The organism is Achromobacter sp. Root83 (genome assembly GCF_001428845.1).
GTDB lineage: Bacteria > Pseudomonadota > Gammaproteobacteria > Burkholderiales > Burkholderiaceae_B > Achromobacter.
The window spans coordinates 77,975-90,795 of sequence record NZ_LMIU01000022.1 but is presented as its reverse complement, the minus strand read 5'-3'; the positions used below and the strand labels follow the sequence as shown (position 1 = coordinate 90,795).

At 68.0% G+C, this 12,821-nt stretch carries 10 protein-coding genes; 7 read left to right on the top strand and 3 right to left on the bottom strand.

All coding sequences use genetic code 11. The annotated features are described in order from the left end of the window. The first annotated feature begins 8 nt into the window (after positions 1-8). The 3 genes from ASE30_RS16220 (at position 9) to ASE30_RS16210 (ending at position 5,272) form a co-directional block, all read left to right on the top strand. A complete protein-coding gene (locus tag ASE30_RS16220; protein ID WP_057285317.1) occupies positions 9-458 on the top strand; it encodes a hypothetical protein in 450 nt (149 codons plus the stop codon). Positions 459-474: 16 nt separating this feature from the next. Continuing rightward, positions 475-1,692, top strand: coding sequence for a beta-ketoacyl synthase (locus ASE30_RS16215; protein WP_057285901.1), 1,218 nt, complete (start codon positions 475-477; stop codon positions 1,690-1,692). 211 nt (positions 1,693-1,903) lie between these two features. Then, positions 1,904-5,272, top strand: coding sequence for an ATP-binding protein (locus ASE30_RS16210; protein WP_057285316.1), 3,369 nt, complete (start codon positions 1,904-1,906; stop codon positions 5,270-5,272). Here ASE30_RS16210 and ASE30_RS16205 read toward each other — a convergent pair. Beyond that, positions 5,227-6,201, bottom strand: a complete 975-nt coding sequence (locus tag ASE30_RS16205) for a hypothetical protein (RefSeq protein ID WP_057285315.1) — start codon at positions 6,199-6,201, stop codon at positions 5,227-5,229. The genes ASE30_RS16210 and ASE30_RS16205 overlap by 46 nt on opposite strands. A gap of 19 nt (positions 6,202-6,220) precedes the next feature. Then, entirely contained in the window at positions 6,221-8,194 is a 1,974-nt protein-coding gene (locus ASE30_RS16200) for a hypothetical protein (protein ID WP_057285314.1), read from the bottom strand. A gap of 223 nt (positions 8,195-8,417) precedes the next feature. Here ASE30_RS16200 and ASE30_RS16195 point away from each other — a divergent pair, with 223 nt between their 5' ends. Beyond that, a complete protein-coding gene (locus ASE30_RS16195) occupies positions 8,418-9,110 on the top strand; it encodes a hypothetical protein (protein WP_057285313.1) in 693 nt (230 codons plus the stop codon). Here the strand turns inward: ASE30_RS16195 and ASE30_RS16190 are convergent, their stop codons facing one another. Beyond that, positions 9,111-10,520: a tetratricopeptide repeat protein gene (locus ASE30_RS16190; protein WP_057285312.1), complete on the bottom strand. Its 1,410-nt coding sequence runs from the start codon at positions 10,518-10,520 to the stop codon at positions 9,111-9,113. 162 nt (positions 10,521-10,682) lie between these two features. Here ASE30_RS16190 and ASE30_RS16185 point away from each other — a divergent pair, with 162 nt between their 5' ends. Genes ASE30_RS16185 through ASE30_RS16175 form a run of 3 tightly spaced genes read left to right on the top strand, consistent with a single transcriptional unit; the run spans position 10,683 to position 12,786 of the window. Further along, on the top strand, positions 10,683-11,114 hold the full coding sequence (locus ASE30_RS16185; RefSeq protein ID WP_057285311.1) for a hypothetical protein: 432 nt from the start codon (positions 10,683-10,685) through the stop codon (positions 11,112-11,114). A 43-nt stretch (positions 11,115-11,157) separates the two neighbouring features. Then, positions 11,158-11,856 carry a glutathione S-transferase N-terminal domain-containing protein gene (locus tag ASE30_RS16180; protein WP_057285310.1) on the top strand — a complete coding sequence of 233 codons (699 nt, stop codon included), beginning with the start codon at positions 11,158-11,160 and terminating at the stop codon, positions 11,854-11,856. 3 nt (positions 11,857-11,859) lie between these two features. Then, complete coding sequence (locus ASE30_RS16175) at positions 11,860-12,786, top strand: LysR family transcriptional regulator (protein WP_057285309.1); 927 nt, start codon at positions 11,860-11,862, stop codon at positions 12,784-12,786. Positions 12,787-12,821: the final 35 nt, after the last annotated feature.

Below are 12,821 nucleotides of genomic sequence, written 5' to 3'. Positions count from 1 at the left end.
TCCGGAACATGCCCGATACCCCCAAGCCCGCTGACATCGTCTCGCTGCCGGATACGCCGGTCCTGCGCGACAGGATGGCTACGATCATCGCGACGGTCTGCCGGTGCGAACCCGGTCCTTTGCTTGACGGCCAGGCGTTCTCGGCGGTCATCACGCAGTTCGACTCGCTGGCGATCCTGGAAATCCTGCTGGAAGTCGAAACCGAATTCCACATCCAGACGGACGACATGCTGCCGCTGGACCATGCCACCGGCGCCCAGGAAATCACCAGCGTGTTTCCCAAGGACCTGTCCGAACTGATCGCCTACATGCGCGTCGTGGCTGCGCGCGTCGCCGCCCGCCAGGAAGCGGGAGAGGACACGCTGCAAGCGTTGCGGCAGGCCCGGCGCACCGCGGCGTCGGACGCCGCCGCCGCGCCCGACGCGGGGATGCCGTCCGGCGCTGGCCGTGCGCCGTAGCCGCGCCGGCGCCGCGATGGATCCCCGCCGAGTCGTCATCACGGCGATGGGCATGGCCACCCCGGTGGGAGACTCCGCCGAGCAGACGTTCGACGCGCTGATCGCGGGTAAATGCGGCGTGGATCCGCACCCGGACGCGGGAATCGGCCGGCGGGTGGGACAGGTGCGCGCGGACATCGCGGCCGGCCTGCACCCCAGCCAGGCGCGGATGATGGACCGGGTGACGGTAATGGCGCAGTACGCGGCCGGCCAGGCCCTCGCGCGCGCCGGGCTCGGCGCGGCGCGGCATGCGGAATGCGGGGTGTTCGTGGGCACCGGGGTCGGCGGCGTATCGACCCTGTGCGAAGGGGTCGAAGCCTTTCATGGCGTCGTGCCCAAGCGGCCGGTGCTGGTCGTTCCCGCGACGATGCCCAACGCGGCCGCCGCGCAGATCGCGCAGACGATCAAGTCCGTGGCAGAGGCGCAAACCTATGCCACGGCCTGCTCTTCGGGCGCGGTCGCCATCGGCGAGGCCTTCCGGCGCATCCGCGACGGTTACCTGGACGTCGCCATCGCCGGCGGCGCTGACGCGATGCTGACCCCGGTCGTCTTCGCGGCCTGGCTGCAATTGCATGTGCTGTGCGCCGATCCTGCCGATGGCGGAGCGGGCGGATGCCGGCCGTTCAGCAACAGGCGCACGGGCTTCGCGCTGTCCGAGGGCGCCGCCATGCTGGTTCTGGAAAGCGCCGCGCATGCCGCCGCGCGGGGCGCGGCGCCGATTGCGGAGTTGTGCGGCTACGGCGTCAGCAACGACGGCACGCATCCCCTGCGTCCGGACCCCGAGGGGCAGGCGCTGGCCATGTCGCGTTGCCTGGCCGACGCGGGCCTGGCGCCCGGGGACGTGGGCTATATCAACGCGCATGCGACCGGCACCCTGGTGGGCGACCGGATCGAAACGGCGGCCATCAAGAAGGTGTTCGGCGGCCATGCGGCGGCGCTGCCCGTCAGCAGCATCAAGGGGGCGGTCGGGCACATGATCGGGGCCGCGGGCGCGGTCGAGGCCGCCGTGACCGCATTGTCCGTGCTGCGGGGCGTGGTGCCACCCACGCTGTTTTACGAAGGCGGTGATGCGCAGTGCGATCTGGACTGCGTGCCGTTGTCGGCCAGGCGCTTGCCGGGCCTGCGGGTGGCGCTGAGCAATTCCTTCGGCATGGGTGGCAACAACGCCGTGCTGGCGTTCCGCAAGGTCTGCTGACGGCCGAGGCGGGGCGCCGCCGGATGCGCCGGGGTTCATGCCTGGAATTAAGCATGGCGGCCTGGAAAGCTCGACCTTGTACGAATCCAGGCGTTCCATGGCAGGGCGGATTCGAATAGCGCCGGGTGTTTGCTTGCGCCAGAGCAAATCCACTCATAATCGGCACTCTTGATATCCTCGCGGCCATCAGACGGGCCCGACCCTATCCGCCATGCTGGATTCACCGATCAAGGCGTTGACGCGCCTGCGATATTCGCAACGTTTGCTGGTGTTTGGAGGAGGCATCCTCACGACGGCGATGACGTTGCTGATGTTCGTCCTGGAATCGCAAAGCACCTTGAACGAGTATGCCGGGGTGCAGCGCCAGGCCTTCTTTGTCGACCATGCCCGCGTGATGGCGGAGGTCGAGGCGCGGGCCCACGCCTTCCGGACGGCGCTGGTCTCCGCCGCGCTCATCTGGAGCGAAAGCCCGCCGCCGGACAGAACCTATGGCGCGCTCTACCGCGCGCAGGGCGAAAGCCTGCTGATCCGGGCGGTGGCCGGGCGGCCGGCGCAGTGGATCTCCGGCGCCACGGCCGCCGGTCTCGACGAGCGCGCGCTGCTGCGGTTCGTCGGCCTGTCGATCCAGCTTGGCCGCGTGGCCGCGATAGAAGGGCTGGTCAGAAAGAACGAATTCTCCGGCTACTTCTACACCTTCAGCCACGATATGGTGGGCATCATTCCGGCCCCCCGCGCCCGGGACCGCGCGTATTACTCGGCCAACCGCGAGCAGTTGCTTGCCCTGATCACGCAGGGCGTGGATGCGCATCTGCGGAGCCCGGACTCGCACGAGCCGATGGCCGTGCCCGCGCTGACCTGGATCCCGCCCGCGGTCAACCCGCTGACCGGCGTGCGCGCATTCAAGATCGCCGCTCCCATCATGGATGACGGCCGGCCTTTTGGCGTGCTGGTCATGGAATATGACCCGAAGGCCTTGCTCAAGCCACTGGCGCGCGAGCCCGGGCAAGGCGCCTATCTGATCTCGACGCGCCAGGGCGGCGTCGTTGCGCAGGAGGGCGGGCGCGAGCTGCCGCCATCCTGGAGACTGGGCGACATCGCCGGACGCACGGGCGCGGGCTGGCTCGAAGAGTACCGGTCCGGCGTATTCGCGATATCGAAGCCACTGGGCAATACCGGGTGGGTGCTGGTGGCCGCCCATCCATGGCGCGAGGTGCTGGCCGACATCGGCTGGCGGGTGGGGCAGGATGGCGCCCTTGCCCTGATCGCGATCGCCCTGGTCTGGGCGCTGCTGCTCAGATTCAAGCTGAGGATCGTGCGGCCGCTGGTGGAGCGCTCGCAGCGCGTGTTCGAAAGCGAGGAACTGAGCCGCACCTTGATCGGAACGGCCCCCCTGGGGCTGGGGCTGATCGATGTGGAAACCGGCAGATCGTTATTGATGAGCCCCGAGATGGCCCTTATCGGCCAGCGCATCGGGCCGGGCGAGCCGCCGCTGGCCACCATGATCGTGCGGCGCTACAAAGAGCGCGTTTCCCGGGGAGACATCAGTTGGAGACTGCGTGAGTTCCAGGAAGACGTGAGCCTTGCCACGGTGGACGGCGCCAGCGTGGACCTGTCGGTCAGCGTGGTCCGCGTCAGGTACCTGGGCAAGGATATGCTGGTGGCGGCCTTCACGGACGTGACGGCCAAGCGCCGGCTGGAGCAGGGGCTGCGCGAGGCGAAGCAGGCCTCCGATCAGGCGAACGCGGCCAAATCCGCCTTTCTGGCCGCGATGAGCCACGAGATCCGGACCCCGCTGAACGCGATACTGGGGAACCTGGAACTGCTGGCGCATTCGCGCCTGGACGCGATCCAGCGGGATCGCCTGGACACCGTCCAGACGTCCTCCCGCGCGCTGCTTTCCATCGTGAGCGATGTGCTGGACTTCTCGAAGATCGAGGCGGGCGAAATGCGCCTGGAGGCCATCGAATTCGATGCGCTGGAAGTGGTGTCGCATGCCCTGACGATGTTCGAGCCCGTGGCGCGCGCCAAAGGCCTGTCCCTGCTGGGCGAGTGGGGGCAGGCCGCGACGTGGCCGACGACCGGAGACCCGGTCCGGCTGGGGCAGGTCGTGCAGAACCTGTTGTCCAATGCCATCAAGTTCACGCAGGCCGGCCAGGTGCTGGTGCGGGTGGATGGGCGGGCGGACACGTCCCGCCTTGTCATCTCGGTCGAGGACACCGGCATCGGCATGTCGCGGGCGCAGACGGACCGGCTGTTCCGTGCCTTCAGCCAGGCCGACGCGTCGATCGGCCGGCGCTTTGGGGGCACCGGGCTGGGCCTGGCCCTGTGCCAGGGGCTGACGCAGGCGATGGCCGGCACCCTGACGGTCCAAAGCGAGCCGGGCAGGGGCAGCCGCTTCACGCTGGCGCTGCCCATGGCATGCGCGGTTGCGCCGCCCGATGTGCCGGGATTCCGGGGCGAATCGGTGCTGGTCGTGGCCGCGTCGGATCATTGGCGGAACTACCTGGTCAGGACGCTGACGGCCTGGGGGCTGCGCGCGCACGCCTACCAGCATCCGGCCCAGGTCTCACAGGCGGTCCTGGGCCAGGCGCGGACCCTGATCCTGTGGGGAGAACGGCAGACCTGGCATCCGGACGACGAGAACCAGCTGGTCGAAGAGTCCGCCTGGGTGATCGATTGCTCGCGGGACGGCCCGGGCGAGCCCGTGGCGACGGGCAGCGTGCTGAGCGTTTCGATCCACGGACTGAAGGGCCTGGCGGCGGCGCTGCGGCACACGTTGCAGGGCAGGGCGCTGGCTTCGCGGCAACGGCAAGCAGGCCCGACGGCGCGCCGGCTGCGGGTGCTGGTGGCGGAGGACAATGCCGCCAACCGCGCCTTGCTGCGCGAACAGCTTCGGCTGCTGGGTTGCGATGCGGAGTTGGCCGAGGATGGCGAGCGCGCCCTGGAGGCGCTGCGGCGGCAGCGTTTCGACGTGCTGCTGACCGACCTGTCCATGCCGGGCATGGACGGCTATGAATTGGCTGCGCGGGTCCGCCAGCGCTGGCCGTCGATGCCGGTCGTGGCGGTGACGGCCAACGTCACGCCAACCGAGCGCGAACGGGCCAAGGCGGCCGGCATGGCCGATGTGCTGAGCAAGCCGCTGCTGTTGGCCAAACTGGAGCGGGCCCTGGCCCTGCTGCCGGAAGACGCCGCCAACGCGGACGCGGTCTCGGAGGCGGACGCCGCCAATGGCGCGCTGCTGGGCAAGGAGGCCATGCCGGAGGATCTGATGCACGTGTTCGCGCACGCCTGCCGCCGGTCTATCCTGGTGCTCAGGCAGGCCAGGCTGGCGCAGGACACGCAGGGCCTGCGGGCGGAATTGCACCAGCTAAAGGGGATGCTGGGCGTGTTCCGGCGCAGCGACCTCAGCCGTGCGCTGGTGGAAATCGAAACGGGCATGCAGCAGGGCACGCCCAGCACCTTGGGACGGCTGGCGCCTTTTCTGGATCAGTTGGAGCAGATGCTCGAACAAACCCTGACGCCGCGTCAGCGCGCTCAGTTCTTCAGCGAGGGCGAGAACAGCGCCAGCGCCGCGTTGTAGTTCGGCCCGCCCGCCAGCATTTCAGCGACGGACACGCCGTTGCGCGGGTTCAAGGTCAGCGTGATCGTGCTGTCTTCGCCGCTGGCGAAATTGGCCACGGCCTCGCAGGCGTCCTCGTTGTCCTTGAAGCCGGATAGCGCCTTCTTCTGAATGCACTGCTTCTTGGTGTCGTCGACCAACCTGTCGAACTGCTTGGCGCGCTGCTTGTCAGGATTGCCGTCGCCGGGCACGGCGGTGATGTTGTAGCGCTTGTAGAGTTCGATGCTGCGCTTGACGTAGCCGTCGTCTTTCAAGGACAGGCTGCCCGCCGTGACGCGCATCTGTGCCAGAGGCGCCAGCGCACGGTCCATGCGGCCCATGCCCATCATCCCCATGACGCCCAGCGCGCCCAGCCCGGCGCCGTCCTCGGCCAGGGCGACCGCGCCGTTGACGCGCTCCAGGGCCAGCGACAGTTCGGCGTTCAGGGCTTCGGGCTGTTCCAGGCTCAGCGCGATCTCGGCATTGTCGTCGTCGCGCTGGTAGTCCCAGCGCATGCGCAGGTTGGCGGGCGGCAGGTCCGTCTTGCCGGCCTGGCGGATCAGGTCTGTCTGGCTCAGCACGCTGTTGCCGTTGGGCAGGGCGGCGCCCTCGATGGTGACGTCACCGCTTTGACGGTCGCGGGTATTGCGCAAGCCGCTGATCTTGACGGTCTGGATGCTGGCGACAGGCGCGGCCAGCGAGCCGATCGTGACTTCCTTCAGCTTGGCCGAGCCAAACGGCGATGCCGAAATGCTCTTCCAGTGCACCATGTCGCGCTGGCCGGTCTTGTCCAGCAGCGCCACCAGTTCGTCTTCCGCCTTGCCGGCGGCATAGGCGCCCAGGCCCCACCAGGCGCAGCCCAGCACCACCACGACGCCGCCTGCGATCAGGCCTTTCTTTTGATTGATCATTGCGTTGCTCGTCTGGCTATCAGGGTTGGTTGGCTTGGTCGATCACGGCCTGGGCCTTTTCGGGCGTCCAGTCGGGCAAGCCCAGCATCATGCGGGCGCCCACCAGGGGGTCGTTCAGGTCGGCGCAGCCTTCTTTCTGGCAGGCTTGGGGCGCGGCCTGGCCCAGCGTCAGCAGCGTCAGGGGCAGGCCCCGGCCGTCCTGGCGCTTCATGTCCAGCGTGATGTCGCCGGGGATGAGGTACCAGCCTTCCTTCAGGTTCTTCTGCCCGGGCAGGCGCATTTCATACGGCCAGTCGGCGATGGCGTCGTTGTCCTTGTGGTCGTCCACGTGCACGACCATGCGGACCGCGGCCTTGCGGCCGGCCACCAGCCCGCCATAGCCGCCGCCGGTCAGCGGGTCGTAGCGCACTTCGCGCAGCATGCGGCCCAGGATGCCGTTGGGATCGCTCTTGGCCTGTTCGACCAGGTTCTGGTACTGCCGCAGATTGTCCCGTTCCTTGTTGGCCAGGAGCCGCTGGGCTTCGCGCTTCTGGCGGGCCAGCAGTTCGTCGCGCCTGAACAGGTAATTGTCCGCGGCCTGCAGGTTGTAGCGCCATTCGCTCTTGGGTTTGCCGGTGCGCCAGTCGGTCGCGCGGTCGGCCTGGATGGCGTAGAGCAGGTGCTCGGCCTGGCCGCCGATGGCGCCTTGTTCGAAGTCGTCCGAGAACACGATGTGCGCGTTGCCGGCGTCCGGCACGGCGGTGCGTTCCAGCACGCGCAGCGCGGTGTCCACGGCAACCTTGATATGGGTGGCGTTGCGGAAGGTCTCGGTGCTTTCCGTGACCACGTCGACGCGGCGGTAGCGCCAGACCTGCAGCGCGTTGTTGTAGGTGGTGCGTTCCGCGCGCATCAGGTAGTGCGACCGGCTGGCCGGATCGCTATCCATGTGGAACCACAGCGTGGTGTTCTCGCCGATATGGGCCAGGTTGGCGGCGGCGACGGGAGAGGCGAACGGGATGCCGGATACCAGCCAGACGTCATTGGTCTGGGCCATGCGGGCGCCGTCCGAGCGTTCCAGCCGCAAGCGGCCCTTGCCGGCCGCGTAGCCGTCGGGGCCGCAAGACAGGCCGTCCGACTTCAGCGTGATGTATTGCGCGCTTTCGCCCAGTTCGAAGGTCGAGATGACCTTGCAGCCGTTCTGGTCCTGCATGACCTTGAGCTGCTTGGTGCCGGCCAGCACGGCCGCGGCGGACGGCGGCGTCCAGCCGTTGATCGCGAAAGCGGCCTGAGCTGCGGGAGCCGGTGCGGCCGCGGGCTGGGGAGCGGCGGCAGGGGCAGCAGGGACAGCAGGGGCCGCAGCGGATGCAACCGCTGGCGCGGGGTCGGCAGGCGCCCCGAAAATCGGACTGGGTAGTTGCGGGGCGGCGGGCTGCGGCTCCGGCACGGCCGCGCCAGGCGTGGGCGCCGGTACGGCGGGCGCCGCCACGACGGCGGGAGCCGGGGCGGCCGCCGGCTGCGGCGCAACGGCGACGGGGGCTGGATCGGCCGGGACGGGAGCGGCGGCAGCGGGCGCAACCGCCACGGCGGCCGGCGCCTCCGCGGCCGGGGCAGGTGTTGCAGGCGCCGCAGGAACGGGAGCGGGCGCGGGCGCCACGGCAACCGGCGCCGCGGCCATCTGCAGTGCCCAGCCGGACGCCTTGGTGCTGGTGCCGTCGGCCACACGGGCGCCGGCATTGCTGACGCTGGTCCAGCGCAGGTCGACGGCTTGCGGACATTGCTTGCTGAGCAAGACGCCGACCTTGGGCAGCAGGCGGCCCAGCGCGGCGGCGTCGGGCGCGGCGCCATAAACGGCGCGCAAATTCAGATGAGGACCGCACCAGGCAGAGCCATTGGCGTGGTCAATGAATATTTCGATGTTTTCCGCTTTGGAATATGCCAGGCGGTACGCCTCGGCGTGTGCCGGCAGGCTGCCAACACTGGCGGCGATCGCCGCCGCCACGCAAACCTTCTTCATGCTTCGAGCCTCGCCCCTGTACGCTTTGGTTTACAGTCTAACATTGCAAATTATTTGAACATAAATGATACGTTCGTCAGGTTTGATACAGGACGGAAAATCATATTTGGTATCAGGGAGTTGTTTCATGGTGTCGCCAATTATCAGACGGATCCCAGCAAACGCCACGTGCCGATTCGGTGTCAGCCGCGCGTTTGGTGCAATAGTCGCGGCTTGCGCCGTCGTGGTCCTGACCGGCTGCGTCAGCACCGGCTCGGGCAAGATGGGCCTGGATTTTGGCGAAGTCCTGGCCAAGGAGCAGCAGGTCTTCTTTGTCAACGGCGAGCGCGCGGCGCTGCGCCGGTATTACAACGATTCCTATGACATCAAGCTCTATGGCCAGAAAAAGGTCATGGAACTCGAGGTCAAGGGCGCAATGATGATGGTGGCCAACGTGGCCGAAGTGCCGGGCGCCACGCTGATCACGCTGGACGTGCCCGAGATGAATTGCAGTCACGTCTACCACGTGTACAGCGTGTCGGGCACCCAGTCCTCGAAGTGGCAGAACAGCTATCGCAGTTGCGAAGGCCCGCTGTCCTTCAACGTGGCCAACGGCCAGTGGACAGCGCGCCAGACGGTGAAACCCGCGGTCGGCAAGCCCTACATGCTGGTCTACCAGGACGGCAATCTGTACACGCGCGCGCTGGAAGTGAGCAAGCCGCGTCCGCCGGCCAAGCCGCGCCCCAAGGCGGCGCCCAAGGCCGCCGCCGCCAAGCCCGCCGCGCCGGTGGCCGATGCCGTGAACCTGGACGATGTGTCGGCCCCCGCCGCCGCCGCCAACCTGGACGAGATCGACGCGCCGCCGCCCGGCAAGATCAATACCAGCGGCCTGAAGGCGGACACGGCCAGCGAAGTGAAGATGAAGGACGAGAAGTAATTACGGAATGAGGGCGGCGCTCGCGGCCAGGGTCTTGCGCTTCGTCCGAGGCTGATCGCAGCGTTTCCGATACGCATCCACCGCAGGCGATGCCGTGGGCTCGAAGTAAGGATGCGGATAGCCGGCTTCGCGCAGCGCCGAGTGCATGCGCTGGCCCCATACGCATTGCGTCTGCGCCTGGTCCCAAAGCCGTGCCGCCAGGTCGCGCTGGCCGTCACGCCATAGCGCCAGGCCGTAATCGGCCACCATCTCCTCGTCGCGCGGGATGTCCCGGTAGGCCTGCTTCATCAGGCGCAGGCCGCCGGCGGTGTCGCCGCGCAATGCGAGGATCCAGCCCAGCGTGCCCTGGTTGTACGGGCGAGAACCTCTGGTCTGGATGGAGTTGCGCGCTTGCTCTTCGGCCTGGGGCAGGTAGCCGGGGAAGTCCGCGAGGTAGTAGGCGATGCCGTTGGCCAGGTCCTCGCCGTCCACGCGCGCTGCGCGATGCTGCCTGGCCTGCCGGTTCTGCAGGATGACCGCGTCGGCCAACGCCAGTTCCGGCATGCCCAGCAGCTTTTCCAGCTTCAGGCGGCTGCGCAGCACGCGGTCTTCGGTCGGCCTGAGCGATTGCGGAAACCGCCACAGGCGTGATCGCGCCAGGAACTCCCGCGCCCACGCGTCCTTGCCAGCCATCAGCATCAGATGGGCGGCATCCAGCAACTGCTGCGGCGACTCCGCGCACTGCATGCCGTCGATCAGCCGGCGCGCGCCCGCCTCGTCGCCCTGGCTGAACTTGCGGTTGATGGCGTCCAGCTCGTCGAAGCAGGCGCGGTTGTCGGTGACGGCCGCGTCCACGGACAGCGATAGGGATCCCGCCGGTTCGTCGTGGCTGAAATAGGCGGTCCCGCCCTGATCGTTTGTGTAGCCCAGGTCCACCCATTGCTCGCCCCAGCGCTTGTGCATGGTGGTGACGTACGGCCAGCCCGGCAGCGGCGTCGAGTCGTTGCGGGAGCCAAGCTGGAAGAACTGGCCCCACGGGCCGTCGCCGATGCGGCGGATCAGCGTGAAGTCCTGGGCGGAATGCGGTTCGCGGGTCCAGATCCAGGCCGTGCGGCCCTGCGCGTCGGTAACGCCGTGCACGATGCCGTCCTGGCTGGGCGTGTTGTCGATGGACTGGCCCGCGCCGGTCAGGAACAAGCGGTAGGGCGTGTTGGGGGCAATGGCGCTGTCCCGGTTGTTATGCAGCGTCAGCGTCAGGACCATGCCGTATTCGCCCTGGCCGTACTGCGGCATGCCTTCCTGTGGCGCGGCAAGAACCGTTGGGGGCGAAGGCGGGGCGGTCGGCGCATCCGCGGCGGATGCCGCAACCTGGGATAGCAGGAGCGCACTGGCCAGCAGTACCGGGTGGAGCTTTTGTTGCGGACGCGTCATGGGAACTGCTCGATGCCTTGGCAATCGCCCGGGAGGGCAAGGCGGCCATTCTCTCAAACAAATGGGGTCAATTGCGCGTCGGCTGCGTTCGGGCCCAAGCTGTGGCATCCTGCGCGCCTTGCAAACGCCGCCTTGCGTGGCCACCCCTCTGCTTTCCCCGCCATGCCAAAACTGCCGCTACGTGTCTTTGACTTCCTGTTGCTGTCCGCCGCGGCGGCGCTATTTGGCGCCTGCCTGACCTCGGTGTTGAAGACCGGCGCCTACGGCTGGATGATCCCCGACGCGCCCTATATGTACGAGCCGCGGGATTTCTTCATCGACGCGGCATTGGCGGGCCTGGGTGGCATGCTGGTGCTGGCGTTGGCGGAACGCGCCGCGAAGGTGCGCGAGTCGGCCCCGGGCCGGGCCGCGGCGGTCCTGGCCGCCGCGCTGGTGTCCTTGTATGCGGCGCCGCCTTCTCCCCAGGTGTTCGGCAATACCTGGGCGCCCGGCGAGGCGGCGCGGGAATTGTTTCTGGCGCAACTCCACATGGTGCTGCCCATCGCGCTGGCCGTGGTGGCGCTGCGGTGGGGACTGCACCGGGTTTTGCGCTAGGATTGTCGTCACAAACCCCCGCCTCCCCCGGAGATTCCCCCGCATGACCTCCCTAGACTCGTTCGCCATCACCCAGAAATGGCCCGCCCGGCATCCCGATCGCATCCAGCTCTATTCGCTGCCCACCCCCAATGGCGTGAAGGCGTCGATCATGCTGGAGGAAACCGGCCTGCCCTATGAGCCGCACCGGGTCAGCTTCGATTCCAAGGACCAGTTTTCACCCGAATTCCTGTCTATCAGCCCGAACAACAAGATTCCGGCCATCCTCGACCCCAACGGGCCCGACGGCACGCCGCTGGCCTTGTTTGAATCCGGCGCCATCCTGGTCTACCTGGCCAGCAAGACCGGCCAGTTCATCCCGGCCGACACGGCGGGACGCTACGAGACGCTGCAATGGGTGATGTTCCAGATGGGCGGGATCGGCCCGATGTTCGGCCAGCTCGGCTTCTTCCATAAGTTCGCGGGCAAGGACTACGAAGACAAGCGTCCGCGCGACCGCTACGCGGCCGAGTCCCGGCGCCTGTTGGCCGTGCTGGATCAGCGCCTGGATGGGCGCGACTGGGTGATGGGCGATCAATACACCATCGCCGACATCGCGATCCTGCCCTGGGTGCGCAACCTGGTGGGCTTCTATGACGCCGGCGAGCTGGTCGGGTTCTCCGAATTCAAGAACATCGCGCGCGTGCTGGATGCCTTCGTGGCCCGGCCCGCCGTGGTCAAGGGACTGGCCATTCCGGGCTGATCCATGGAACTGCGCCAGCTACGCTATTTCGTGCGCGTGGTCGAAGCGGGCAGCATCGGCCGGGCGGCCATGTCGATCGGCATGGTCACGTCGGCGCTCAGCCAGCAGATCAGCAGGCTCGAAGGCGAGCTCTCCACCCGGCTCCTGCAGCGCAGCGCCAGCGGCGTGGTGCCCACGGACGCGGGACTGGCGTTCTTCCGCCAGGCGCAACTGGCCTTGCGCCACGCCGACGACGCGGTCCAGGCGGCCCAGCAGGCCAGGCTGGCCGGGCACGTCAGCGTCGGCCTGCCGTCCACCACGGCGGCGATCCTGGGGGCGCCTTTCCTGCAGGCCATGAACGCGCGCTATCCCGACATCCGGCTGCATCTGGTCGAGGCGCTGTCGGGCCATCTCAGCGACATGCTGAACGGCCGCCTGCTGGACCTGGCCATCGTCTTTCACGCCGAGTCCGCACGCCGCTGGAGCATCATGCCGCTGCTGGACGAACCCCTGTTTCTCTTTGCCCGGCCCGATCTGCCGGGCGTGCCGGCCGGCGCCACCACGCGGCTGGAAGCGATCGCGGACCTGCCGCTGGTGCTGCCCAGCGGCCGCCACGGGCTGCGGGCGCTGGTGAACAACGCCTTTCTGCAACAGGGCCATACGCCCCGGGTGGTGGCCGAAGTCGATGGCCTGTCCCTGCTGATGGACGTGGTCCAGCAAGGCATCGCCGCCACCATCCAGCCCAGTTCGGCGATGGCCCGGATCGCGCCCGGCCAGTTGCACATGGCCCGCATCGACGACGCCCATCTGTTCCGCCCGAATCTGCTGGCCAGCCTGTCCGACGAGGAACTGTCGCCGGCGGCGCTGGCCGCCCGGCTGGTGTTGGCCGACGTCTCCCGCACCCTGGCACGCAACGGGCAATGGGCGGTGGTTGCTCTTCACGATTCGTGAAGACCCGTTGACGCCCGCCTGATATCGCAACGGCG

Bases quoted from the DNA above. Each gene is read 5' to 3' on its own strand.
- ASE30_RS16185 (WP_057285311.1), top strand. From the start codon at position 10,683: ATGCCAAAACTGCCGCTACGTGTCTTTGACTTCCTGTTGCTGTCCGCC.
- ASE30_RS16175 (WP_057285309.1), top strand. From the start codon at position 11,860: ATGGAACTGCGCCAGCTACGCTATTTCGTGCGCGTGGTCGAAGCGGGC.
- ASE30_RS16215 (WP_057285901.1), top strand. From the start codon at position 475: ATGGATCCCCGCCGAGTCGTCATCACGGCGATGGGCATGGCCACCCCG.
- ASE30_RS16180 (WP_057285310.1), top strand. From the start codon at position 11,158: ATGACCTCCCTAGACTCGTTCGCCATCACCCAGAAATGGCCCGCCCGG.
- ASE30_RS16200 (WP_057285314.1), bottom strand. From the start codon at position 8,194: ATGAAGAAGGTTTGCGTGGCGGCGGCGATCGCCGCCAGTGTTGGCAGC.
- ASE30_RS16190 (WP_057285312.1), bottom strand. From the start codon at position 10,520: ATGACGCGTCCGCAACAAAAGCTCCACCCGGTACTGCTGGCCAGTGCG.
- ASE30_RS16220 (WP_057285317.1), top strand. From the start codon at position 9: ATGCCCGATACCCCCAAGCCCGCTGACATCGTCTCGCTGCCGGATACG.
- ASE30_RS16210 (WP_057285316.1), top strand. From the start codon at position 1,904: ATGCTGGATTCACCGATCAAGGCGTTGACGCGCCTGCGATATTCGCAA.
- ASE30_RS16205 (WP_057285315.1), bottom strand. From the start codon at position 6,201: ATGATCAATCAAAAGAAAGGCCTGATCGCAGGCGGCGTCGTGGTGGTG.